This is a genomic window from Trinickia sp. (assembly GCF_057351765.1).
Genome location: NZ_JBMRBK010000044.1, coordinates 92,354 through 114,428, shown reverse-complemented (window position 1 = coordinate 114,428; position 22,075 = coordinate 92,354). Strand labels below are relative to the sequence as shown.

23 protein-coding genes are annotated in these 22,075 nt (G+C 64.5%); 10 read left to right on the top strand and 13 right to left on the bottom strand.

Going from position 1 to position 22,075, the window contains the following annotated elements:
- Nucleotides 1-74 precede the first annotated feature (74 nt).
- Entirely contained in the window at nucleotides 75-533 is a 459-nt protein-coding gene (locus ACO1XS_RS12935; RefSeq protein WP_173256003.1) for an Lrp/AsnC family transcriptional regulator, read from the top strand.
- 84 nt (nucleotides 534-617) lie between these two features.
- Here the strand turns inward: ACO1XS_RS12935 and ACO1XS_RS12930 are convergent, their stop codons facing one another.
- The 3 genes from ACO1XS_RS12930 to ACO1XS_RS12920 form a co-directional block, all read right to left on the bottom strand.
- Nucleotides 618-1,802: a cation diffusion facilitator family transporter gene (locus ACO1XS_RS12930; protein ID WP_331570044.1), complete on the bottom strand. Its 1,185-nt coding sequence runs from the start codon at nucleotides 1,800-1,802 to the stop codon at nucleotides 618-620.
- Nucleotides 1,803-2,109: 307 nt separating this feature from the next.
- Nucleotides 2,110-2,403 carry an H-NS histone family protein gene (locus tag ACO1XS_RS12925; RefSeq protein ID WP_173256033.1) on the bottom strand — a complete coding sequence of 98 codons (294 nt, stop codon included), beginning with the start codon at nucleotides 2,401-2,403 and terminating at the stop codon, nucleotides 2,110-2,112.
- A gap of 386 nt (nucleotides 2,404-2,789) precedes the next feature.
- Nucleotides 2,790-3,458 carry a HugZ family pyridoxamine 5'-phosphate oxidase gene (locus ACO1XS_RS12920; RefSeq protein ID WP_486390832.1) on the bottom strand — a complete coding sequence of 223 codons (669 nt, stop codon included), beginning with the start codon at nucleotides 3,456-3,458 and terminating at the stop codon, nucleotides 2,790-2,792.
- A gap of 217 nt (nucleotides 3,459-3,675) precedes the next feature.
- On the opposite strand from ACO1XS_RS12920, the gene ACO1XS_RS12915 reads away from it, so the two are divergent.
- Nucleotides 3,676-4,884 (top strand): MFS transporter, encoded by a 1,209-nt coding sequence (locus ACO1XS_RS12915; protein ID WP_486390831.1) that lies wholly within the window; start codon nucleotides 3,676-3,678, stop codon nucleotides 4,882-4,884.
- A gap of 285 nt (nucleotides 4,885-5,169) precedes the next feature.
- Here the strand turns inward: ACO1XS_RS12915 and ACO1XS_RS12910 are convergent, their stop codons facing one another.
- Both ACO1XS_RS12910 and ACO1XS_RS12905 read right to left on the bottom strand, forming a co-directional pair.
- Nucleotides 5,170-6,318, bottom strand: a complete 1,149-nt coding sequence (locus ACO1XS_RS12910) for a branched-chain amino acid ABC transporter substrate-binding protein (protein ID WP_331570038.1) — start codon at nucleotides 6,316-6,318, stop codon at nucleotides 5,170-5,172.
- A gap of 479 nt (nucleotides 6,319-6,797) precedes the next feature.
- Nucleotides 6,798-7,886: an NAD(P)H-dependent flavin oxidoreductase gene (locus tag ACO1XS_RS12905; protein WP_331571272.1), complete on the bottom strand. Its 1,089-nt coding sequence runs from the start codon at nucleotides 7,884-7,886 to the stop codon at nucleotides 6,798-6,800.
- A gap of 324 nt (nucleotides 7,887-8,210) precedes the next feature.
- On the opposite strand from ACO1XS_RS12905, the gene ACO1XS_RS12900 reads away from it, so the two are divergent.
- Nucleotides 8,211-8,906 carry a dienelactone hydrolase family protein gene (locus tag ACO1XS_RS12900; protein WP_331571339.1) on the top strand — a complete coding sequence of 232 codons (696 nt, stop codon included), beginning with the start codon at nucleotides 8,211-8,213 and terminating at the stop codon, nucleotides 8,904-8,906.
- A gap of 119 nt (nucleotides 8,907-9,025) precedes the next feature.
- Here ACO1XS_RS12900 and ACO1XS_RS12895 read toward each other — a convergent pair whose 3' ends face one another.
- The 3 genes from ACO1XS_RS12895 to ACO1XS_RS12885 form a co-directional block, all read right to left on the bottom strand.
- Nucleotides 9,026-9,337, bottom strand: coding sequence for a high-potential iron-sulfur protein (locus ACO1XS_RS12895; RefSeq protein WP_331571274.1), 312 nt, complete (start codon nucleotides 9,335-9,337; stop codon nucleotides 9,026-9,028).
- A 136-nt stretch (nucleotides 9,338-9,473) separates the two neighbouring features.
- Entirely contained in the window at nucleotides 9,474-10,580 is a 1,107-nt protein-coding gene (locus ACO1XS_RS12890) for an NAD(P)/FAD-dependent oxidoreductase (protein WP_331571276.1), read from the bottom strand.
- A gap of 170 nt (nucleotides 10,581-10,750) precedes the next feature.
- Entirely contained in the window at nucleotides 10,751-11,728 is a 978-nt protein-coding gene (locus tag ACO1XS_RS12885) for an AAA family ATPase (protein WP_331571278.1), read from the bottom strand.
- Nucleotides 11,729-11,982: 254 nt separating this feature from the next.
- On the opposite strand from ACO1XS_RS12885, the gene ACO1XS_RS12880 reads away from it, so the two are divergent.
- From ACO1XS_RS12880 to ACO1XS_RS12850, 7 genes are all read left to right on the top strand, one after another.
- Nucleotides 11,983-12,603, top strand: coding sequence for a hypothetical protein (locus tag ACO1XS_RS12880; protein ID WP_486390830.1), 621 nt, complete (start codon nucleotides 11,983-11,985; stop codon nucleotides 12,601-12,603).
- A gap of 29 nt (nucleotides 12,604-12,632) precedes the next feature.
- Nucleotides 12,633-13,439 carry an endonuclease/exonuclease/phosphatase family protein gene (locus ACO1XS_RS12875; protein ID WP_486390829.1) on the top strand — a complete coding sequence of 269 codons (807 nt, stop codon included), beginning with the start codon at nucleotides 12,633-12,635 and terminating at the stop codon, nucleotides 13,437-13,439.
- Nucleotides 13,440-13,559: 120 nt separating this feature from the next.
- Nucleotides 13,560-14,330 (top strand): ferredoxin--NADP reductase, encoded by a 771-nt coding sequence (locus ACO1XS_RS12870; protein ID WP_481579875.1) that lies wholly within the window; start codon nucleotides 13,560-13,562, stop codon nucleotides 14,328-14,330.
- 469 nt (nucleotides 14,331-14,799) lie between these two features.
- Complete coding sequence (locus ACO1XS_RS12865; protein WP_414720285.1) at nucleotides 14,800-15,678, top strand: sensor histidine kinase; 879 nt, start codon at nucleotides 14,800-14,802, stop codon at nucleotides 15,676-15,678.
- Nucleotides 15,675-16,334, top strand: coding sequence for a response regulator transcription factor RqpR (rqpR, locus tag ACO1XS_RS12860; RefSeq protein WP_331571288.1), 660 nt, complete (start codon nucleotides 15,675-15,677; stop codon nucleotides 16,332-16,334). The genes ACO1XS_RS12865 and rqpR overlap by 4 nt, the downstream gene beginning before the upstream one ends.
- Before the next feature lie 177 nt (nucleotides 16,335-16,511).
- On the top strand, nucleotides 16,512-17,909 hold the full coding sequence (bcaP, locus tag ACO1XS_RS12855) for a branched-chain amino acid transporter BcaP (protein WP_440559239.1): 1,398 nt from the start codon (nucleotides 16,512-16,514) through the stop codon (nucleotides 17,907-17,909).
- A 153-nt stretch (nucleotides 17,910-18,062) separates the two neighbouring features.
- The gene (locus tag ACO1XS_RS12850) at nucleotides 18,063-18,599 is read left to right on the top strand and encodes an SRPBCC family protein (protein WP_331571290.1); all 537 of its coding nucleotides are present in this window, start codon (nucleotides 18,063-18,065) and stop codon (nucleotides 18,597-18,599) included.
- A 26-nt stretch (nucleotides 18,600-18,625) separates the two neighbouring features.
- Here the strand turns inward: ACO1XS_RS12850 and ACO1XS_RS12845 are convergent, their stop codons facing one another.
- The 5 genes from ACO1XS_RS12845 to fliE all read right to left on the bottom strand — a co-directional run bounded on the left by ACO1XS_RS12845 (nucleotide 18,626) and on the right by fliE (nucleotide 21,924).
- A complete protein-coding gene (locus ACO1XS_RS12845; protein WP_331571292.1) occupies nucleotides 18,626-19,000 on the bottom strand; it encodes an EscU/YscU/HrcU family type III secretion system export apparatus switch protein in 375 nt (124 codons plus the stop codon).
- On the bottom strand, nucleotides 18,997-20,547 hold the full coding sequence (locus tag ACO1XS_RS12840; RefSeq protein WP_486390828.1) for a flagellar hook-length control protein FliK: 1,551 nt from the start codon (nucleotides 20,545-20,547) through the stop codon (nucleotides 18,997-18,999). Before ACO1XS_RS12840 ends, ACO1XS_RS12845 begins: the two co-directional genes overlap by 4 nt.
- Before the next feature lie 72 nt (nucleotides 20,548-20,619).
- Nucleotides 20,620-20,949 carry a flagellar protein FliT gene (locus ACO1XS_RS12835; RefSeq protein ID WP_486390827.1) on the bottom strand — a complete coding sequence of 110 codons (330 nt, stop codon included), beginning with the start codon at nucleotides 20,947-20,949 and terminating at the stop codon, nucleotides 20,620-20,622.
- Entirely contained in the window at nucleotides 20,946-21,380 is a 435-nt protein-coding gene (gene fliS, locus ACO1XS_RS12830; protein ID WP_331571297.1) for a flagellar export chaperone FliS, read from the bottom strand. The genes ACO1XS_RS12835 and fliS overlap by 4 nt, the downstream gene beginning before the upstream one ends.
- Nucleotides 21,381-21,582: 202 nt before the next feature.
- Complete coding sequence (gene fliE / locus ACO1XS_RS12825) at nucleotides 21,583-21,924, bottom strand: flagellar hook-basal body complex protein FliE (protein ID WP_331571298.1); 342 nt, start codon at nucleotides 21,922-21,924, stop codon at nucleotides 21,583-21,585.
- Nucleotides 21,925-22,075: the final 151 nt, after the last annotated feature.

The window sequence follows — 22,075 nt, the reverse complement described above, 5'->3', positions numbered from 1 at the left end:
CCGTTCATTCGATTGCCTTTTGTTTCGTGCGCCACTACCATCCCAGAATGTGGCGGCCGAACTCGGAGGCGCGGATGACGCTCGATACCTTCTCTCAAAAAATACTGCGCCTGCTGCAGCTCGATGCACGCCGCTCCGTGCAGGAGATCTCGGACCAGGTCGGGCTCTCCAGTACGCCTTGCTGGCGACGCATCAAGGACATGGAGCAGTCCGGCATCATCCAGCGCTACACGGCGCTGCTGGACCGCGAGAAGCTCGGCCTGCACGTCTGCGCCCTCGCCCACATCCATCTGACGCGCCACACGGAAGGCGGCGTCGAACAGTTCGAACGCGAAATCGCCACCTGTCCCGAAGTCACCGAGTGCTATAGCACCACTGGAGAATCGGACTACATCCTGAAAATCGTGGCGGCCGATATCAAGGCCTACGACGCCTTCCTGCACGACCGGATCTTCAAAATTCCGGCAGTCGCTCAGGTGCGTACGAGCGTCGTGCTACGCGAGATCAAGTTCGATACGCAACTGCCGCTATAAGCGGTCCAGGCGCCGCGATCCCGAGCGGAGCGCTGGTACTGGGCTCGCATCGCGCGAGCCCACCGCCGCCTGCCGCCGTATCCCTCAAGCGTGCCGGGCAGGCGATGTCGACGCGCTCTCGACGCGCCGCTGGACCGTGATGCGGCGCGCCCCAAGACGCGCCTGCAGTTCGCTCAGGTCCAGCCGTTTCGCGAGATCCTCGTCGTGCTCGCGGTCGGCGAGTGCATCGGCAGCCAGCGTGATATCGACATCGAGTCCCGTGCTCAGGTAGTGCACGTTCAGTCCCGCGGCACGCAGCCCATGTTTGGCCAACTCGGCATCGACCAGCGCCACCACGGCCGCACGCGTCGGCAGGCGCGTCGTGGAGCGGCTCACGGCATCGTTTTCCGGGTCGACGTGAATCAGCGCGTCGATGATGCGCTTGTCCGTCAGCGCCCGCGCCCGCGCCGACTCGGCGATGTAATGCCCTTCGGAAACCGAGATCAGCGGATCGACGAGAATATGCGCGTCGACGAGGGCGAAGTCGCCCATCTTGCGGGTGCGCAATTCATGCACGTCGCGCACGCCCGGCGTGGTCATCAGCAGCTTGCGGATATCGGCCGTGGAGGTTTCGTCGAGTGCTCGATCGGACAGATCCTGCAGCGCGTTCCAGCCGAACACCCAACCCATGCGCGCGACGAGAAAGCCGACGATCGCCGCGGCGATCGGGTCGAGCAACCGCACGCCCGCGAGACTCCCGCCGATACCGAGCGCGACGACAAGCGACGACGCCGCATCGGAGCGCGCATGCCATGCGTTCGCGATCAACATCGCCGAACGCACGCGCTCGGCCTCGCGCAGCATGTATCGGAACAGCGCCTCCTTCGAAAACAGCACGAGCACGGCCACGGCCAGCGCGCTGATATGCACGGGCGGGATGTTCTCGAGATCGGCCAACCGCGTGCCGGCGCGCCAGAGCATGCCCACCCCCACCGCCACCAGCAGCCCACCGAGGAACAGCGAGGCGACCGTTTCATAGCGCCCGTGTCCGTAGTTGTGATCGGCATCGGGTTTCTCGGCGCTCGCCCGATTGGCCACGAGCACGATGAAGTCCGAAATCAGATCCGCGAGCGAATGCACGCCGTCGGCCACCAGCGCTTGAGAATGCGCCACCAGCCCGACCGCGATTTGCAGCGTCATCAGGAGAAGATTCAGCGCGACGCTCGCATAGGTGGTCTTGCGTGCGACGGCGTGTTTTACGCCAGGATCGACGTCGATGTGAGGGTGCATCGGCTAACGGTTGAAATGACAGTCGGCAATCACCCCGATTCTATCAAGCCGCTTGCGGAAATGCTGTAGTCGAACAAAAATTCGCTTTTAAATCAGTCGGTTATGAGAACGCAAACCATTCGTGTTTCGCGAGTGAACCCGCGCAGTGGTCGCCGCCGCATGTTTATTCATGCCGCTTCCGAAGTCGGCTTACCGCGAACAATCGTTAGACGAATAAAAAGCCGCGCATCCTCTTGGGTGCGCGGCTTTCTGTTCGCCCGAGGCGGCTTTTGAAAGCCGCCCCAATTGGCTTCGATTCAGGATTACCTTACTTCTGAATAAGGAATTCTTCACGATTCTGACCCGCGATCCAGCGCGGCGGCTTGCCGCGGCCCGACCAGGTACTCCCGGTCTCAGGATCGCGATACTTGGGCGCAACGCCTGCGCGCGGACGTCCAACCTTGCCTTGCTTACGGCCGCCGAGCTCGGCGAGCGTAATGCCGTAGTCGGCCATTTTTTGCTTGATCTCGTTCAACACTTCGGCGTATTCGCGCGCCTTGGCTTCTTCGATCTGCTTCTCCAGCTTTTCGCGTTGTGCGAGAAGTTCCTTGTAAGAAGACATACTTTCCCTTGTGGTTTCAGTAAATGACACCGATCTCACGCCGGTTAGCCATCTCAATACGTTGTGCCTCGGATATTTCGTGGCGAGATTAGCACAAAAATCATCCCCGGGAAAAGCCCAAAAAACCCAATTTTTGAAATCTGCGCTTTCCTTTTTCTTTCATACATTGCGCCCCCGCACATTGATGAGGGATTTACCCAATAGGGGTTTCACTTGATCATTTTCAGTCAGCGCCGCCGCACGCCATCGATATCTCTCCGCAGATGAAACCTCTGCCCGGCTATCTCATTAAAAACGTTTCATCGGATGACAGTTTTTGGCGAACCGCGAGCCTGCCATGCAAGCTCCGCAACGGCGCAAGGCGCTTCGGCGGCGCGCTCCCGCGGCTAATCGATGCTCTCGCGCAGGCGCTCGACAAGCGCCTGTTCGAGTTCTTCGAGCGTCGTTTTGGGCGCATCGAAGATTACGCGCCGGCGCTCGCCGGCAACTTTCAAATCGGCGCCATAGCGATCGATACCGGCCAATTCGAAGTTCGATGTGCGTTTTACATCAGCCTCGAATTTCCGCGTCAGGAACATTTCGTCTTCGTCCGAAAGGGGATCGAGCGGGTCGAGCTCGTCGCCGTTCAACCAGCCCATTGCGCCAAATCCGCCAATGAATCGGAGCCGTTCGACGTCCATCGCGAGAAATGAGAAATCACCCAGTCCCAGATAGCGCTCCGCAGCCGGGTGATAGCGCAAATACCGGCGCGCGACGGCGTTAGCCTCGTCGGCCGCTACCGGCACGAACCGCCCGATCAGCGTGACGCGCGCACCGTCGAGCACGGCTTCGTTGGGCGCCTCGACGACGAGAAAGCCAGCGCGAGTATCGAGTTGCAGATTGCGCGTGTGCTCGGCGAGCCGGCTCACGAGAATCGTGGGGCGATGCCGCGCATCGGTCGCGAACGGCAACATGGTCGGAAAAGGAAAACCGTCGGGTTCGCGGGAATGCGTGGCCAGCGTGCCCACCGGCATTCGATGCAGCGAATGTAAAGGCGCATGAGCTGGAATGTTCATCGAGGTGTTCCCCTGGTAATTAGCGCTCGAGCGTCTTTGTCGGCTACAGGTCGAGTCCGCGGACCCAGCCGAAGGCCCGGCCACGGGCAAGCCACGACGCGCTCGGCTAGAATCTTCCGTTCGGCTTTCATCCTAGCGGCTCGCAACGCATTTCGCCCGACATTTATTGCAGTGCGTGGGCGATGGCCGCGCTTTCCCACATTCTGCCTACCCGACTGTGTCCGACACGTCCGAATCCCCCTTGCCTCCCGCCGCGCACCGCGAGTTGCCCGTCGCCGCGCGCGAGCGTGCACGCTATGCAACGATGGTGCTGTTCTTCTTCGCGGGCATGGTCTATGCCTCGTGGGGCATTCACGTCCCGACCGTGCGCGACAAATTCCACCTCGACGCGGCCTGGCTCTCGGTCGCGCTCTTTTCGCTGACGGGCGGCTCGATCGTCACGATGGTCGTCAACGGAACGTGGATAGCGCGCGTCGGCACGCGGCGCGCCTGCCTGGCGGGCGGCCTGCTCATGTCGGCATGTACCGCGCTGATCCTCGTCGTGCCGTCCTACTGGCTGCTGCTGCCGGTGCTGGCGCTGTTCGGCGCCGGCATGGCCACGCTCGATGTGGCCATCAACGCCGAAGCGAGCGCCGTCGAGACCGCGCTGGGCCGGCCCATCATGTCGTCGCTGCACGGCATGTTCAGCATCGGCGGGATGGCCGGCGCCGCGGGCGGCGGCGCACTTCTTTCCGCCGGCATGGCGCCGGCGCTGCACCTCGCGCTCGCAGCGCTCGTCGGCGCCGCTATGCTCCTCGCGGCGTCGCCGTGGACCTTGCCGCACGTCGCCCTTCAGGATCACCCGCAAACGAAGCATTCGCGCGGCAACCGCTGGCGCACGCCCGCGCTTTGGGCGCTCGGCATCGTCGCCTTGATCGCGCTCGTCGCCGAAGGGGCGATGTACGACTGGGCCACCGTCTACATGCGCGATGTCGTAGGCGCGACGCCGGCCTCGGCCAGCGCGGGCTACGCGGCGTTTTCAGGGGCGATGGCGGCCGGCCGGTTCGCGGGCGACGCCGTCAGAGCCCGATTCGGCGCGGTGCAGCTCGTGCTCGTGAGCGCCTCGGTCGCCTGTGCCGGCATGATCGGCGCGCTCGTGCTGCCGTTCACCGTGACGGCGCTCGCGGGATTCGCATTGATGGGGCTCGGCCTGGCGAACATGATGCCGGTGCTCTTTGCCGCGGCGATGCGCGTCAAAGGCATTCATTCGGCCGAAGGACTCGCCCATGTCGCGGGCATCGCCTACGTGGGATTGCTCGTCGGTCCCGTGCTGATCGGCGGCGTGGCGCAGGCGACGAACCTGTCTATCGGTCTCGCGGTCGTCGCCGTCTGTGCCGCGCTCGTGGCCTTGATCGGACCGAAGGTGTTGAAACGGCTGGGAATCTAAGCGCGAGATCGCGGTAATGCGCTACAGCGCCAACTGTGGTCGTTGCTCTGCATTGGGCCTCAGTAAGCGCTGAAGCGCTAACTGGGGCCGTTGCTCTGCATTGGGCCCCAGTAAGCGCTGAAGCGCTAACTGGGGCCGTTGCTCTGCATTGGGCCCCAGTAAGCGCTGAAGCGCTAACTGGGGCCGTAAAAAAAAAGCGCGTGGCCGCGAGAGCGGCACGCGCTTTCTTGTAGCTACTGCCCGGGCCGCCTGGAGCGGCCCGTCAGCGCACGGCAATGGCGTCGATTACATCGCCACTTCGTTCAGCAGCGTCTTCTTGCCATCCTTGTAGTGGTACAGCGAGATCACGCCATGCTTGAGGTCGCCATGCGAGTCGAACGTCGTTTCGCCGATCACACCCTTGTAGTCGGTGGACGGCATCGCGGCGAGGATCTTCGCCGGATCGGTCGAGTTCGCACGCTTCATCGCATCGACGATGATGTACACGGCGTCATACGTGAACGGCGCGTAAATCTGGATCGGCACACCGAAGCGCTTCTGGAACTTGGCCTGGAACTCTTCGCCGGCCTTGCCCATCTTCTCGAGCGAACGGCCTGCTTCCGAGCAAACGACGTTGCTCGTCGCGTCGCCGGCGAGTTGCGCGAGCTGGTCGGTACAGACACCGTCGCCCGCCAGAATCTTCGCGCGCAGACCGAGCTGCTTCGCCTGCTTGGCGAACGGGCCGCCGGTAGCGTCCATGCCGCCGTACATGATCGCGTCGGGGTTCTCACCCTTGATCTTCGTCAGAATGGCGCGGAAGTCGGTCGCCTTGTCGTTCGTCGCATCGTGCGAAACGACGGTCATGCCGAGCGCCTTCGCCTTCTTCTCGAACTCGTTCGCGAGACCCTGGCCGTATGCCGTGGCGTCGTCAACGACGGCAACCTTCTTCAGCTTGAGCTGGTCATGCGCGTAGTTGGCCAATGCCGGACCTTGCTGAGCGTCCGTCGCCACCACACGGTACGTCGTCTTGAAGCCCTGCAGCGTGTACTGCGGGTTCGTCGCCGACGGCGAAATCTGCACGATGCCCGCGTCGCTGTAGATCTTCGACGCCGGGATCGAGGTACCCGAGTTCAAGTGGCCCACGACCGCGACAACCTTGTCGTCGACGAGCTTTTGCGCCACTTGGGTGGCCTGACGCGGGTCGGCCGCATCGTCTTGCGCATCGAGCTGGAGCGTGATCTTCTGGCCGCCGATCGTGAGGCCCTTGGCGTTGATCTCTTCGACGGCAAGGCGCGCGCCATTCTCATTGTCCTTGCCGAGGTGGGCGATCTGGCCCGTCAGCGGAGCGACGTGACCGATCTTGACGACCTCGTCCGCCACTGCGCCCGTTGCCATCGCGGCGAACAACATCGCCGCCGCGCTGATCGGCAACACCTTTTGCATCTTGCTTTTCATGTAAGTCTCCAGTTTCGGTCCCAAAAACGGCATCCCCGCCCGTACCCCGCCTTCGTCTTATATCGTGTCGATCGATCCGAGGAGCGAGAACACCGGAATGCATCGTCATGCACTTGGTCTGGCACGCGAGCCGGCCAGTTCGTGACAAGCCACGCCTCGTGCTGCGCGCAAGTGTAGGGCAACAAATTAAAGTTGGGGATTTTTTTGAGAATCGGGACGACTACTAATAGTCGGTCGCCGGACTATGCGTGCGCTATCGGTATACACCCGCCGCTAACGCAGCGCCAGTGCGGGTTTTACGCGTATAGACTCTCGATGGCAATCGTTTTCTTTCAAAGCCAATATGCCGTATGTGCGATGCGGATAACCCGAATGCGGCAATCCGATGACATCCGCCGATGCGATGCTCAACGCATCCTTTCACTATCGGTTTGCCATCGGTAAGCCGCTTTTACGCGGGCGTTGCCCCGTTGCGCCGCTCAATGCCGGCGGCTGGCGGCAAGCCATTCGGCTTCGAGCGCATCGATGAGCTCGCCCACCGTAAGTCCGGCGCGGCGTCTGCGCGCAAGCGCCGCACCCTGGCCGGACCACAGGGACAAATAATCGCTTTGCCCGGCGCGGCCGGCTGTCTGACGCAGCTCTTGCGTCAACGCGTTCTGCACGGGATACGGAGCGATGCGTTCCGCCACCGCGCCGAGCCGGCTCATCAAACCGTTCCGTATACCGCGCGCATGGCGGCCGGAGATGGCGCGCGTCACCGTGCTCGAGGTGTCTTCGCTTTCGAGGATGCGTGCCTTCCATGCCTGCGGAATCGGACATTCGGCGCAGGTCAGAAAGGCGGTTCCGATCTGCGCGGCCTGGGCGCCGAGCGCAAGCGCGGCCTCGATGCCGCGCCCGTCCATGATGCCGCCGGCCGCCAATACGGGCACGTCGCCGAGCGCATCGACGAGCTGCGGCACGAGCGCCATCGTGCCGACGAGCGCATCCTCGAAGGCACCGATGAACGTGCCGCGATGGCCGCCGGCTTCGCCGCCTTGCGCGGCCACCGCGTCGGCCCCCGCATCGCGCCAGGCAACGCCTTCCGCGACGTGCGTCGCGGTGCCGATCACATAGCTGCCCGCTGCCCTCAGCCGCGCGACGTCGGCCGCGCTCAGCACATCGAACGTGAAGCTCGCGACGGGCACGCGCAATTCGATCAATGTCTCTAATTGCGCGCGAAAATCGGGCGCATAACGATCGAGCGCATGCCCGGGTGGCAGTCCGAGCTCCGCACGCAACGGATCGATGGCTTCGAGCGCGCGCCGCACCGTGGCTTCGTCGGGCGAGGCGGGCTGCAGCACGAACAGGTTCACGGCGAAGGGCCGCGAAGTCGCCGCGCGAATCTCGGCGACGGCCGCCGCGAGTTTGTCGGGCGACATGCCCGATGCGCCGAGACTGCCGAGCGCCCCCGCATTGCAGGCCGCCGCGACGAACGCGGGATTCGAGGCACCCGCCATCGGCGCCTGGACCACAGGCAAGCGCAAATCGAAACGCTCGGCAAGCGCGGACGGATAACGCGGCGTACTCATGGTCGATTCCCCTTTCGTTTCATGGCCGTCATGACCTCTGGCGGACGCTACGCGCTTACTCTACGCGCGCACGGCCCTCCCGAAAAATGAATAATCGAGATCGATTCGATCCAAAGGCAAGAACGATCGGCGGCCTATGATGAACACTGCGGTGAACACTGCGGCGAACAGTGACTGCGGCGACCGGTGGCTGCGCGGCACGGCTTTCGGCAAGCCGCCGCGAATAGTGACAAACTCTGGCGGCGCAGCGTCTCCGGTTGGGTGAAGCCGGACGAGCAACGAAACGATGAACGATGAATGACGAATGAGGAAACGACGATGACAGTGACTTCTCAATGGATCGAAATCGAGAGCGACGACGGCCAGCGCTTCGACGGCTACCTGGCTTTGCCGAGAGCGGGCCGCGGGCCCGGCGTGCTCATCGTGCAAGAGATTTTCGGCGTGAACGGACATATCCGCTCGGTCGCCGAGCAATATGCGCTCGCGGGTTATGTCGCGCTCGTACCCGACATGTTCTGGCGCACCCAGCGACGCATCGAACTAGGCTATGACGGACCCGATCGGGACAAGGCGCTGTCGCTGCTGAAGTCGCTCGATATCGATCGCACGGTGGCCGATCTCGGCGCGGGCGTACGCGCCTTGAAAGCGCGCCCTGAACTGGCCGGCCCCGTCGCTGCGGTGGGCTACTGCATCGGTGGGCAGCTCGCGTATCGCATGGCAGCCCAAAGCATGACCGACGCGGCCGTCGCTTACTACGGCGGTGGAATCCAGAATCTGCTCGATCAGGCCGACAGCATCGACGTGCCGATTCTCTTTCATTTCGGCGATCGGGACACTTCGATTCCGATCGATGCCGTCAGAACGATCGAAGCGCGCTTCGCCGGCAAGGCGAATGCGGAGCTTCACGTCTATCCGGGCGCGGGCCACGGATTCAATTGCACCGATCGCGCCTCGTACGATCAGCGCGCGTCCGCACTCGCGCTGGGACGCACGATGACGTTCCTGGCTACGCGTATCTGATCGATCGCACGTTGCCGGCGCGGCCCGCGAGAAAGGCTGCGCCGGCACCCGCGATAAGCCGGATCGAGCGGCGCGCCGCCCGGCCGCAGGCCGCCCGCCCGGCTGCTGACGTCTGCTTGTCAGGCCTTCTTGTTATAAGCGCTGCACCACCCCTTGGCGTTGACCTGCTTGCCGCCGAACATCGGACAGGGCCCGTAGGCATCCGTCGCCTTGCCCTGGTAGAACGAGCAGTTGTTGCACTGCTCGCCGGCCTTGTATTTGGCGTACTTGGCCTTGTCCACCTTCGTTGCATCTTCCTTGTAGCCAAGCGCCTGAGCGGTGGGATCGCTCTCGGTGACTTTCGGCGCATCCGCCAATGCCTGACGCGACAGCGCGAGCGCCGAAGCGGCGCCGAGACTCGTGATCAAAAACGTACGACGAGATGATTTCATCAGGGGACTCTCCATAGTTGTAATGAACCACTTCGGGCGGCTGCTCTTGTGACAGCAGTGGCAGCATACAACGAAGCGAGCCATCTCCCGCGCAGTGCGGGCCATACTGGAGATCAGGGTTTGTGCCGAGCAGCGCTCAGGTGCGCGCGACGATCTCGCACACGCGCGCGGCGATGGCCAGACAAGCGGTGAGGCCCGGCGACTCGATGCCGAACAGATTGACGAGTCCGCGCACGCCATGCGCCGAGGGCCCCTGAATGACGAAATCCGCAGCCGGTTCGCCCGGACCGGACAGCTTCGGCCGGATACCGGCGTAAGCGGGCTGCAGCGCGTCATCGGGCAGCGCGGGCCAGTACTCGCGAATCGCCGAATAAAAGCTCTCGGCGCGGCGCGGATCGACGTCGTAGTTGATCGATTGAACCCACTCCACGTCGGGACCGAAGCGCGCTTGTCCGCCCAGATCGAGCGTCAAATGCACACCGAGCCCGGCTTCGTTGGGCATCGGATAAATGAGCCGCGAGAACGGCGCGCGCCCCGAGATGCTGAAGTAACAGCCGCGCGCAAAGTAAAGCGGCGGTACGTGGCGCGCATCGAGGCCGCGAATCTTTCGCGCGAGCGCATTGGCGTGGAGCCCCGCGCTATTGACGAGCGTTGCGGCAGACAGCACGCTCGGCGACGAACCGCCGACTTGCACGACGAAGCGCCCACCGCTTGCGTCGATGGATTCCACCGGCGCATGAAACGCGCAGACGGCCCCGTTGCGCTCCGCGTCGCCCTGCAGCGCGAGCAGCAGTTGATGGCTATCGACGATACCCGTTTGCGGCGAAAACACCGCTTCGACGCATTCGAGCGCCGGCTCGAGCGCTTGTGCCTCTTCGCCCGTGAGCCGCATGAGATCGAGCACCCCGTTTTCCTTGCCGCGTGCGGCAAGCGCCGTGAGCTGGGGCAACTGATTGCGCGCGGTCGCCACGAGCAATTTGCCGCAACGCCGATGCGGCACGCCGCGCTCCGCGCAGTATTCGTACAGCATTTCGCGCCCGCGCACGCACAGCGTTGCTTTCAGGGAGCCGCGCGGATAGTAGAGCCCCGCATGGATGACCTCGCTGTTACGCGAGCTCGTGCCGGTACCGATGGCTTGCGTCGCCTCGAGCACGAGCACCTCGCGCCCGCGCTCGGCAAGCGCACGCGCCACCGCCAAACCAACGACGCCGGCGCCGATCACTACACATTCGATCTGGTCCATGTCTTCCGCCGCAGCCTGCCCCGATGCCCGTTCGCGTCAACTACCCGCTCGCGTATGTGCCCCGATAGGCAGGCGCTTTCGTGTGACCGCACATCGCCGCCGATGCGCCTCGTCCCGGCGATTGTACGACGCGCGCCCTGCGCGCGAGCGCATGCGGCGCATCGTCGGCCTCAAAAGCCGATCGGGCGGCGGCGCGTGCTGCGATCGAGCCGGATGTCGTCGGCGCGGATCGCATCGCGCCCATCGACGCGCGCCGCGCCGAACCCTTGCAGAATCGCGCGGCGCATGTCGCGCGGCGAGCTCCGCTCCAACGCATCGAGCGCATCGTCGCCGAGCTCGGCTGGAAAACGCTGTCCCCAGGCATGCGTGCAGCGGATCTCGTCGTAGATGGCCTGCGCGATGCGCCGCGCGCCCGCCGAATCGGGCGGCGTGATCTCGTAGACGCTCATGCGGCTCAGGATCGGCTCGGGAATACTGCGATCGTCGTTGGCCGTGGCGACCCAGATCACCTGCGCAGCGTTGATCGGAATTTCGGCGAATTCGTCGATGAACGACTGCGCCGTTTCGTGTTCGAGCAGCGCATACAGCGCGCCGAGCGGGTCGTATTGCGAGTCGCCGTTGGCCTTGTCGAGTTCGTCGACGACGATGACGGGATTCGCATAACTGCCGTTCACGAGTGTCTCGAAGACCTTGCCGGGCTTGGCGTTCTTCCATTGCGAAGAAGCCCCGGACAGAATCCAGCCCGCCGTGAGCGAGCTCATCGCCACGTATTGATAAGCGGTGCCGAAAAGACGCGCGAGCGCCTTGGCGAAATGCGTCTTGCCGATGCCTGGATCGCCGAGCAGCAGGATCGGCATCAGTTCGAGCCGGTCCTCGGTCTCGATGCAAAGCGCGATTTGCCGCCGCACGTCTTCGAGCGGTTCGGCGAAATTCGGCAAGATGTCGAGCAGCGCATCGATCGATGGCATCCGGTTCGGCTTCACACAAAAGCGCATATTGCCGACCTTCAGCATCTTTTCGTATGTCGTGCGCAATGCCTCGTTCGCGCTCTCTCCCAATTCGTTCAGCGCCGTCTCGACCTGATCCAGATCGTAGACTTTGCTGAACGAGGCGACCGCAAGTTCGTGCTTGACCATGGCTGTCGTCATCGCTCACCTCACTGTTGCGAATCTGCCCGCCGTCGGTCTTGGGTCGTCCCCCGGAACATCGGCGCCCTGAAGGCGGCGCGCATTTCGCTTGCTAGTTTCACAACGAGTCCAGTGTAGCGACGCAAGTTCCGTGCGCAAAGCAAGCAGCGGGCGCCCGTTGCTGCTAATAGCGCTGAAATGCCGTCCGATGCCTTAGGCGTAAGATGAGCGCTTGCGCCCGCGGCGACAAAAGGGGCGCGAAGGAGAGCTTTCGAATGGGATGCAAAATCGGTATGGCGGCTGGGTCCAGGCGGGCATTGCGGTTCATCGTGTCGTGCGCCATGTGCTGTACCGCGCTCGCGGCGGCGGCGCAAACTGCCCCTGCCCCTCCGACGCAAACAGTACCGCCCGCACCCACGGTAGCCCCGGCACCGCTGCCCGCACCGGCGCCAGCCGTACAAGCACCGGCGCCGGCCGAGCCCACCCTCGTACAGTGGCGACTCGAGGTGTTGCGCGACGGCCGCGACGTGGACACGTTCGAAGGCACGACAGCCGTCGGCCAGGCCGTCACGGCCACGCATCATCACGAGGTCGTGCATGCCGTCGGTTGCAAAAATCAGCCCGATGCTCGCATCGATCTCGCGCGGACACTGACGGTTTCGCCTATCTCCGCCGAACCGTCCGGCATCACGCTTGCAATCGATGCTCAAGAGACGATCGAAGACGAGACGGCGCAGCGCACGCCCGAAGGCTGCACGCTGCCGCCGCAGCCGCGGCGCCTGGCGGCCAATCATCCCGGCCTTGTCGTGGTGCCCGGCCAACCGGCAAGCTGGACCATCGTCGAGGCGCATCCGACGCTCGTCTATCGCGTGAGCGCGAGCGTGGCCTCCCATTGAGGACAATCGAGAAGCAGGAACAGCGTGCAATGCGAAATCCCGAAGAACTGCTACGCGAGGCGGCGGCGAGCGCCAACAAGGACTTCGTCGCGGTCAGCTGGAACCTGCACAAAGGGCGCTCGCCGCTCGGGTTCACGGCTTGGAAGGCCATGCAGCGCTGGGTCGAATCGACGCACGCCGACGCCTATTTTCTGCAAGAAGCGATGGCGCGCCGCATGCCGGGGCCGGTCCTCGCGACGAGCTTCGGCGCGCCCGTGCACGAACCGCTTTCCGACGTCTGGGAATGCCAGGCGACGGAACTCGCTCACGCGCTCGAGCTCGACATCGCGCTCGGCCCGAATGTGTTCAAGCCGTCCTGGCGCCACGGCAATGCGATTCTTTCACCGCATCCGCTCGATCTCGGCGGGCGCTGGGACATTTCGGCGCATCGCTTCGAAAAACGCGGCCTGCTCGTCGCGCGCGCGGCGTTCGCGGGCCGCTCGGTGACGCTGCTGTGCGCGCATCTGGCGCTCACGCGCTCGGCGCGGTTGCGCCAGATGCACTGGATTGCGCATTGGATCGCGCGCGAGGCGCCGGACGGTCCGCTCGTGCTGGCCGGCGATTTCAACGATTGGCGCAGCGATTCGATTCCGCTGTTCCGCGAGCACGGACTGACCGAAGTCGCAACGGAACTCGGCGAGCCCGCGCGGACCTTCCCGGCATTTTCGCCCGCGCTCGCGCTCGACAAGATGTTCGTGCGCGGGCTGACACCGGTCGAATGGATCGCTCCGACGCAGGAAACGGCGTGGCTCTCCGATCACCTCCCCTACGTTGCGCGGCTGCGGCTCGCCGGCTGAACCGGACGGCAACGGCACGCCAGTCGCCATGCGTCGCAACGACGCATTGAGCGCCGGCGCGCCAAGCGCGGTAAAATAGCGGATTCTGCGTCCGGCGACGCCGTTCTTGTCCAAGTAGCCATGAGCAATCTCAACTCGCAAACCGTCCTTTCCGTCCACCACTGGACCGACACGCTTTTCAGCTTCACCTGCACGCGCGACACCGCGTTTCGCTTCGAGAACGGCCAGTTCACGATGGTGGGGCTCGAAGTCGACGGCAAGCCGTTGATCCGCGCCTACAGCATGGCCAGCGCGAACTACGAGGAAAACCTCGAGTTCCTGAGCATCAAGGTGCAGGACGGCCCGCTGACGTCGCGCCTCCAGCATCTGAAGGTCGGCGACCAGGTGCTGATCGGCAAGAAGCCCACGGGCACGCTCGTGACGGACAACCTGCTGCCCGGCAAGACGCTCTGGCTGCTTTCGACGGGTACGGGCCTCGCGCCGTTCATGTCGCTGATCAAGGATCCGGACGTCTACGAACGCTACGAGAAGGTCGTGCTGACGCATACCTGCCGCTTCGTGGACGAACTCGCGTACAAGGAATACATCACCGATCACCTGCCCGCGCACGAGCACATCGGCGATCTGGTCCGCGACAAGCTCATCTATTACCCGACGGTCACGCGCGAATCGTTCCATAACCGCGGCCGCATCACCGAGCTCATCGATACGCAAAAGCTCTTCGCCGATCTGAACATGCCTCCGTTTTCGGTCGAAAACGACCGCGTCATGCTCTGCGGCAGCCCGCATATGCTGCGCGACACGCGCGAACTGCTCGACAGTTTGGGGTTCAAGGAGGGCAGCAACAACGAGCCCGGCCACTACGTCGTGGAAAAGGCGTTCGTCGGCTGACGCCGGAGCAAGCTACGCGCTGAGTGCAAACCGGAGCCGAGGCTCCGGTTTTTTTTTCGCCTTTCGTACTCGCATCGGGCCGCCGAGGGGCCGGCGAGGGGGCGCCGTTGTTACTTTTGTTACATCCCGACACATGGCTCGGCGAGGTTTGTTCGTAGGAATTAGTCTTACATCTCAACGCGCGAAAAATGTCAATCGGTACATTAAGAACGTCGCCTAAGTCTTGTCAGGTCTGATCTTTTCCTAATTTTTGAGATATGATCGACCCGACCGGTGCCGGTAGGATGTAAACGATTTCTCCTAGGAATTGTCTTGCTACAAGTTGTAAGTACCGTTACGGGCGGCGTCGGGATTTTCCGCGGCGCATGTGACGAGCAGTAGTTCGCCGTTTTCCAGCCGCTTAGCTTAGAAGAAGCCGTTTTCCGCGATGAGTGAACGTCCGATCGATTTCCCGCGCGACGACGAGAGCATGGCCACCTCGATGGCCTGCTCTTTCGAGGCGCCCCTTCCGCCCGATCCGGCCGGCCCCGCAGCCGTGGGGGAAGATGTCGCTGCTCTGAAAAAACGCCTGCGCGAGCTTGCCGGCGAACTCGTGCTGGCCTGTGAAGCGGCCCGCGAGCATCTCGCACGCGAGCTGCATGACGGCGTCGGCCCCGAGCTGACCGCCGCGCGCTTTGCGCTTGCGGGTGTGCAGCCGAGCGTGACGGCCAAGCGCGACGTGTGCGCAACCGAGGCGTTCGCCATTGCGCAACGCTCGCTCGAAGCCGCCTGCGAAGCCAGCCATCGTATCGTCTCCGATCTGCACGCACCGCACTTCGAGGGCGGCATCGTGGGCGCACTCGCTCACTGGACGCATGCGTTCACCGAACGCACGGGCTTGCGCACGAGCGTCGTGTGCGCCGCCGATGTTCGCCTCACTCAACTGCCGCAAGGCGCGGCGCTCGCCGTCTTTCGCGTGGCGCAAGAAGCGTTGAGCAACGTCGCGAAGCACGCTCTGGCCTCGTGCGCGGACGTGCGCATCGAAACGGATGCGCGCTATCTCACGCTGATCGTCAGCGACGACGGGCGCGGCATCCGGCGCCGCCGACGCTCCGATCGGGTACGGACGGTGGGCTTCGGGCTCGCAGGCATGCGCGCACGCTGCGAGGCCTTCGACGGTTCGCTGCGCGTCGTCACGCGCGGTGCGCCCGCAAGCGGTTCCTCCAGGGCCTTCGCCGATGGCTTGCCGCAAGGCATCGGCGAAGGTCCCGGTACGACGGTACGCGCGCGTTTTGGCTGGGACGCGATCCTGGAAGCACGCGACGCCCGCGCCGATGCGGGCGGCTTGGCGACGAGGCAGGCCACATGACACTACGCATCATGCTCGCCGACGACCATGCGATCGTGCGCCAGGGCGTCCGGCAGCTTCTGCTCAATCACAGTGTGGCGCGTGAAGTCGTCGAAGCCGACAACGGCGCGCAGGCGCTGATGGGCGTGGATGCCGGAGAGCCATTCGACCTCGTACTGCTCGACATTTCGCTGCCGGACATGAACGGTGTCGAGGTGCTCAAAAGAATGAAACGGCGCGCGCCGCGCACGCCCGTCATGATGTTCTCGATGTTTCGCGAGGATCAGTACGCCGTGCGCTCGCTGAAGGCCGGCGCGTCGGGGTACCTCTCGAAGACGGTGACGGCGGCGCAGATGATCGAGGCAATCCGGCAAGTCGCCGCCGGGCGCAAGTACGTGAGCCCTGCGCTCGCCGAAGCGCTCGCCGAATACGTATCGTTCGACGGCGACCAGCTCCCGCACGAAAAACTCTCCGACCGCGAATATCAGACGCTTTGCATGCTGGCTTCGGGCAAGCGGCTGACCGACATTGCCCATACGCTCTCGCTCTCGGTCAAGACGGTCAGCGTCTACCGTACCCGGCTGCTCGAAAAAATGAAGCTGCGCAACAATGCCGAGCTGACCTACTACGTGATGAGCAACCGCCTCGTCGACTTCAATCCGGTCATGAACAGCTGAATCGGCATCTGTCGCGCCAGCGCGCACCATTTCAGTGCGTGCGTGCTCGCTCGGTCCTAGCGATTATTCTAGTTTTCTGACGAGTCTCCAATCCAGCCAAGGCCGATCCGCTAGAATTGCGGGTTTTCACGTGGCCGGCACACGCACCTTGCCGGTGCATTTCGGAGATTCGCCTTCATGTCCCTCTTCCGCAAAAAGAACGTCGAGCAGATGATTGCCGGCGCTGAGCGCACCGGCCTCAAAAAGGCGCTCGGCGCGCTCGACCTGACGTTTCTCGGCATCGGCGCCATCATCGGCACCGGCATCTTCGTGCTGACCGGCACGGGCGCCGTGCAAGCCGGCCCCGCGCTGATGATCGCGTTTTTGATCGCCGCCGTCGCCTGTGCGCTCGCGGGTCTCGCGTACGCCGAATTCGCTTCGACGATTCCCGTGGCGGGCTCGATCTATACGTACTCCTACGCCACGCTCGGCGAGCTCGCGGCCTGGATCATCGGCTGGGACCTGATGCTCGAGTACGGTCTCGCCACCTCCGCGGTATCCGTCGGCTGGTCGGGCTACCTGCAGTCGCTGCTCGCCGGCTTCGGACTCAAGCTGCCGCTGGCCCTGAGCGCCGCACCCGGTACGGTGCCGGGCGCGGTGACGCTGTTCAATCTGCCCGCGTTTCTCGTGATGATGGTGATCACGACGCTGCTGTCCGTGGGCGTGCGCGAATCGACGCGCGTGAACAACGCCATGGTCGCGATCAAGGTGGCCGTCGTGCTGGCCGTCATCGCGGTGGGCGCATTCCATGTGCAGCCTGCCAACTGGCATCCGTTCATGGCAAATGGGTGGCACGGCGTATTCGGGGCCGCGGCGGTGATGTTCTTCGCCTTCATCGGCTTCGATTCGGTCTCCTCGGCGGCCGAAGAGGTCAAGAATCCGAAGCGCGACTTGCCGATCGGCATCATTGCCTCGTTGGCCGTATGTGCCGTGCTCTATGTCGCCGTGGCAGCCGTCGTGACGGGGATCGTGCCGTCGGCGCAATTCGCGGGCATCTCGCATCCGGTCTCCTACGCGCTGCAAGTGGCCGGCGAGCGATGGGTGGCCGGCTTCATCGATCTCGGTGCGGTGCTCGGCATGCTCACCGTCATTCTCGTCATGAGCTACGGGCAAACGCGCATCATCTTCGCGATGTCGCGCGACGGCCTGTTGCCGAAGTCGCTCTCGAGCGTTCATCCACGCTTCGCGACGCCGTTCAAGACGACCTGGCTCGTGGGCCTGTTCTTTGGCCTGATCGGCGCGCTCGTGCCGCTCGATGTGCTCGCCGAGCTCATCAACATCGGCACGCTCGCGGCTTTCTCGATGGTGTCGATCGCCGTGCTGATCCTGCGGCGCACCCACCCGCACCTGCCGCGCGCATTTCGCTGCCCCGGCGTGCCGGTGCTGCCGTTGCTGGCCGTCGCCGCGTGCGTGTTTCTGATGGTGAACCTGCAGTGGATTACCTGGGCCGCGTTCCTGATCTGGCTCGCGCTGGGTCTGTTCGTCTATTTCGGCTATTCGCGCCGCCGTTCGCATCTGGCCCCGGTACCGCGCTGATACGCGCGTTCTTGCGTTGCGCCCCGCCCCGAGCGGGGCGGCGTCGCGCCGCAGCCAATTCGCGGAACCGCCCTGCCTCACAAGGTACATAATGGAAGCGGCCGGCCGGTGGCTCGGCCGCCCTTTGAACTTTCACGAGAGGGAGGCAATGCAATGGAATCGACGCACAGCTATACGCTGCCCGTACCGCCACAACGCGCCTGGGATGCACTGAACGATGCGCAAGTCCTGCGCGCATCGATCCCGGGATGCGACCATCTCGTTGCGGATGGCGAAGAAGCGTTCGCCTTCGCCGTCAATACGTCGCTGGATGGGGTCAAAGCGCGGTTCACTGGTCATATGCGAATGATCCGTGGCGAGGCCCCGCGCGCCTGCACGCTGCGTTTCGAAAGCGAGGCCGGCAGCGAGGCTGGCGCAGTAGGCAGCGCCCACCTGGAGCTCGAAGCCGATGGCGAAGCGTCCACTACGTTGTCGTGCGTCTCGCGCGGCTCGACGAACGGCACGAGCGGCACGGTAATGAAAGTGGCCGACGAATTCGTCAAGCGCTTTGCGGCCCATGTGACGAGCGACGGTGCCGGCGCCGAAAGCGATGCACCCCAGCCCGGCGACCCTTCGGTCCAGCATGCGGCAGTGGCGGAATCGGCGCCTACCGGTAAAGGCGCCAAATCATGGAAGGCCTGGAAGGCCTGAATCACCCGGCGTTGAATGCTTAAAAATCAATTGGCCGGAAGCAGCGGGTAAGGCGGATGCCCCGCCTCACCCGACCCCGTTTGCCGTTGCGTGGAATCGGGCGCGTCAGCAGGCGAAGCTTCGTCCGCATCGCTCGCGCCGCTTTCGAGCCGATAGAGCCAGGCGAGCAGCTCCGCCACGGCTTGATAGAGTTGCGGCGGGATGCGTGAGTCGAGGTCGACCTGCATCAGCAACGACACCATCTCGGGCGAGCGGTGAACGTAAAGCCCGGCTTCCTCGGCGCGCTGCACGATCATGTCGGCAAAGAGCCCGTAGCCCTTTGCGATGACGCGCGGCGCGCTATCTCCCGACTTCGCGTCATAGGCGAGCGCCGCCGCGCTCTTGCGCGTCGTGCGGCTCATTCCCCGCTCCAATCGAACGGATCGCCGAACAGACGATCGAGCGGCGAATGAGGCGCGCGCGCCGCCGAAGACGGTGCCGCCGTTCCCGCGGGCGCACGTTCCCATTGATCGCCGGCCGAAGCCGTGTCGTGTACCTGCGCCTCGGCCGCCGTCGCCGCAGCACGGGCGTACGCCGAAGTGGCGGCCTGCCCGGCGCCGCTCGCGGCACCCGCCGCCGGTCCGCCGATCTCCCTCACCGTGAGGCCCGCGAGCTCGATACCCGCCGCCTCGAGCCTGCGCCCGAAGGCCGCGCCGCCCGTCGCGAGCCGGGCCGCACCCGCCGCGCTTGCCTGAACCCGGACGATCAGTTGGGAACCGCGCAGCATGAGATCCGCGTCGACCGTGCCGAGCGTGGGCAACGTCAGCGTGAGCCGCGTGCGCCACGCCTGCTCGCTATCCGCATCGGCCTCGCCCGGTCGCCCGCGGCGCGGGTCGTCGGGCTCGATCGTCCAGTCGAGCTTCGCACCGGGCCACACCTCGCCGCTCCAGCGAAATTGCTCCGTCGCGAGCAAATCGAGCTGCTGCCGCACGAGCGGGATCGTGGCGGGATGAATCGACGCCGCAATCGAGCCCGGCGCGCCGTCGCCCGCTTGCAATGCGCGCGCGGCCGAGCCGGTTTGCGCCTGCGCCGCCTTGTCCGAATCCGAACCGACCTGTGTCGAGATGCCAGGCACTTGCCGCGCACCCGCGTAGGCGGCCGCGTCCGAGCGCGCCTGCGAGGCGAGCGCCGACGCCAGCAATTGCGCGGCAGCCGGGTGCCCAGGCATGGGCATACCGGACAAGCCCCCGTCCGGCGCCGCGCCGCCCCATCCGGAAAGTTGCGGACCGGCCGAGACGAAGCCGGCGTCGTCGGCATCGCTCCAGTCGAGCGAAAGCTGGGAGGTCTCGGCGGCAAGCCGCGCTTGCGGCTCCTTGAGCAGTGCCTCGGCGGGATAGCCGCCGCTCAGCCACTGCGCCAGATGGGATTCGTAGAAGAGACCCGTTTCGGCGACGGTGCTCGCCAACGCACTGGCGAGCGCGGCGACGGGCAAGTTCGCCGCCGATGCAACCAGGGCAACCGAACCGGACGAGGCGGGGGCATCGGCGGCGAACGGCCCGCTCGCGCCTGTCTGAGCAGCCGAACCGCTTCGTGTATCGGCCGCGGCGGCTGCCTCGCCCGCCGTCGCCGTCGCGGCGAAGAGTCCTTCGGGCAGACCCGCTTGCGCATCGATGGCCGGCGGCGCCGGCCAGATCGGCGTCTCGCCGAGCACGGCCGGCGTAGCCTCGCCGCCGATTCGCGAAATGGCGTCGAGCGTCAGCGCGACTTCGGACAACGTGGCTTGAGCCGAGGCCGGCAGCGGCGTCTCGACGAGCGGCGCACCCAGCGTGGGGGCCGCGCTCATATCGCTCGCCTGAGTGGACGCGCCCGTCTGAGCGGCGGCCGTGCGCGAGCCCGCAGCGACACTGTCGATGAGGGTGTCGATGCGGCTCGCCAGCACCGTGGCCAGCCTCGAGTCGATTCCTGTCATGCAGGGTCCTGAGCTGCCCCGTCGCCGCACGAGGCGGTACGAAGACCTTGGATAAAATGAGCGCCGCGCCGCCTAGCGCGCGCCGAACAATTCCTTGAGCACGTGCGCGGGGCGCCGCGCCGAGAAAAACATCGATAGCCGCGCGACGCCGGGATTGGCGAGATCGCGGATCGCGGCATCGTCGGCCAGTATCTGGCGGATCAGATCGAATTTGCGCCCGCGCTCGTTTTCGCTGAGCGGCGCGCCGGCATCCATCTCCCGCAGCATATCGACGAGCGCGCGATACTCTTGCTGCAATTCGATCAGGTCGTTCCAGAGCGCCTTGCGGGCTGCGGCCAACATGCGGGCCGAGACGGCGGCGATTGCTTCGTAATGCGCAAGATATTCTGCTGTCGCGTTCATCGTTGAACTTCCGGGGAACCTTGGGCCGCGACGCGCGCAATTTCGCCGCCGATGCCGATCCAGGCTTCCTCCAGCGTCGCCAGCAGGCCGTCCACCTCGAGCAGCATCGCATCGCTTTGCTCGAGATTGGCCTCCAGGAGACGCCGGGTCATATAGCTGTAGAGAGCGTCGAGGCGCGCCGCAACCTCGCCGCCCACTTCCATGTTGAGCGATGCCTGAAGGCCGCTGCCGATAATCGCAAGCGCCTTGCCGATGGCTTCGCCGCGTGGGCCGATGTTGCCTTGCTGCAAATGCATGCGTGCCTGCGCAATGGCTCGCCGGGCGCCCTGGTAGAGCATCAGGATCAGCTGATGCGGATTCGCGCCCATCACCCCTGTCTCGACGCCGACACGCGCGTACGCGTTCGCTCCAGCGTGGCCTTGGGAAAACATCGGCGCCTCTCCTATTTTGTTCAATGGTTGCGGAAATTCGTGAAAAGCGACGCTTCTTGCGAAACGTACGGCACAGCGCTCATGCCAGCACCCCGTAGCCAGCGCACCGTGCTCATATCGCGGTTATCGGATCAACCGGACCAAAGCTTTAGACGAAATTACGAACCTTTCTACCAGGCACGCGCGGCCCCGCGTGCGCCCGTCACACCGACATCTGCATGATCTCGTTATAGGCGGTCACGAGCTTGTTGCGCACCTGCAGGCCGAATTGGAAGCCGATGTTCGCCTTCTGCATATCGACCATGACGTCGTTGAGCGACACATTCGATGCGCCGAGCTCGAACGCCTGCGATTCGCCGACCGCCTTTTGCTGATCGCCGCTGATCTTGTCGAGCGAGCTCTTGAGCGCCGCGGCAAAGCTGCCGGCGCCGCTCGCTTCCGTCTTCTCGCCAAGCGTGACCGAGCGGGCACCGCCGGCCGCCTCGGCCGCCATCGACCGCATCTGCGCGAGAGCCGATTCGAGCGGATTGACTGGCACAGTCATAGTTTCTCCGGGAGGGAAAAGGGCTGAAACGATGATCGGAGGCAGGCCAGCGCTTGCCGACCCATTCACCGATCAGGAATGGAGCATAGCAGCGGCCCCTTTGCCAAACCCGCGAAACTAGGGGGAAAACCCGGCTCTATTCGACTGATAG

Excerpts from the sequence above, each read along its gene's own strand:
- ACO1XS_RS12885 (WP_331571278.1), bottom strand. The coding sequence starts at position 11,728 with ATGACGACAGCCATGGTCAAGCACGAACTTGCGGTCGCCTCGTTCAGC.
- ACO1XS_RS12870 (WP_481579875.1), top strand. The coding sequence starts at position 13,560 with ATGAGCAATCTCAACTCGCAAACCGTCCTTTCCGTCCACCACTGGACC.
- ACO1XS_RS12835 (WP_486390827.1), bottom strand. The coding sequence starts at position 20,949 with ATGAACGCGACAGCAGAATATCTTGCGCATTACGAAGCAATCGCCGCC.
- ACO1XS_RS12925 (WP_173256033.1), bottom strand. The coding sequence starts at position 2,403 with ATGTCTTCTTACAAGGAACTTCTCGCACAACGCGAAAAGCTGGAGAAG.
- ACO1XS_RS12865 (WP_414720285.1), top strand. The coding sequence starts at position 14,800 with ATGGCCACCTCGATGGCCTGCTCTTTCGAGGCGCCCCTTCCGCCCGAT.
- ACO1XS_RS12875 (WP_486390829.1), top strand. The coding sequence starts at position 12,633 with ATGCGAAATCCCGAAGAACTGCTACGCGAGGCGGCGGCGAGCGCCAAC.
- ACO1XS_RS12840 (WP_486390828.1), bottom strand. The coding sequence starts at position 20,547 with ATGACAGGAATCGACTCGAGGCTGGCCACGGTGCTGGCGAGCCGCATC.
- ACO1XS_RS12920 (WP_486390832.1), bottom strand. The coding sequence starts at position 3,458 with ATGAACATTCCAGCTCATGCGCCTTTACATTCGCTGCATCGAATGCCG.
- ACO1XS_RS12880 (WP_486390830.1), top strand. The coding sequence starts at position 11,983 with ATGGGATGCAAAATCGGTATGGCGGCTGGGTCCAGGCGGGCATTGCGG.
- ACO1XS_RS12845 (WP_331571292.1), bottom strand. The coding sequence starts at position 19,000 with ATGAGCCGCACGACGCGCAAGAGCGCGGCGGCGCTCGCCTATGACGCG.
- fliE (WP_331571298.1), bottom strand. The coding sequence starts at position 21,924 with ATGACTGTGCCAGTCAATCCGCTCGAATCGGCTCTCGCGCAGATGCGG.
- ACO1XS_RS12935 (WP_173256003.1), top strand. The coding sequence starts at position 75 with ATGACGCTCGATACCTTCTCTCAAAAAATACTGCGCCTGCTGCAGCTC.
- ACO1XS_RS12905 (WP_331571272.1), bottom strand. The coding sequence starts at position 7,886 with ATGAGTACGCCGCGTTATCCGTCCGCGCTTGCCGAGCGTTTCGATTTG.
- ACO1XS_RS12890 (WP_331571276.1), bottom strand. The coding sequence starts at position 10,580 with ATGGACCAGATCGAATGTGTAGTGATCGGCGCCGGCGTCGTTGGTTTG.
- ACO1XS_RS12895 (WP_331571274.1), bottom strand. The coding sequence starts at position 9,337 with ATGAAATCATCTCGTCGTACGTTTTTGATCACGAGTCTCGGCGCCGCT.
- ACO1XS_RS12910 (WP_331570038.1), bottom strand. The coding sequence starts at position 6,318 with ATGAAAAGCAAGATGCAAAAGGTGTTGCCGATCAGCGCGGCGGCGATG.
- rqpR (WP_331571288.1), top strand. The coding sequence starts at position 15,675 with ATGACACTACGCATCATGCTCGCCGACGACCATGCGATCGTGCGCCAG.
- ACO1XS_RS12930 (WP_331570044.1), bottom strand. The coding sequence starts at position 1,802 with ATGCACCCTCACATCGACGTCGATCCTGGCGTAAAACACGCCGTCGCA.
- fliS (WP_331571297.1), bottom strand. The coding sequence starts at position 21,380 with ATGTTTTCCCAAGGCCACGCTGGAGCGAACGCGTACGCGCGTGTCGGC.
- ACO1XS_RS12850 (WP_331571290.1), top strand. The coding sequence starts at position 18,063 with ATGGAATCGACGCACAGCTATACGCTGCCCGTACCGCCACAACGCGCC.
- bcaP (WP_440559239.1), top strand. The coding sequence starts at position 16,512 with ATGTCCCTCTTCCGCAAAAAGAACGTCGAGCAGATGATTGCCGGCGCT.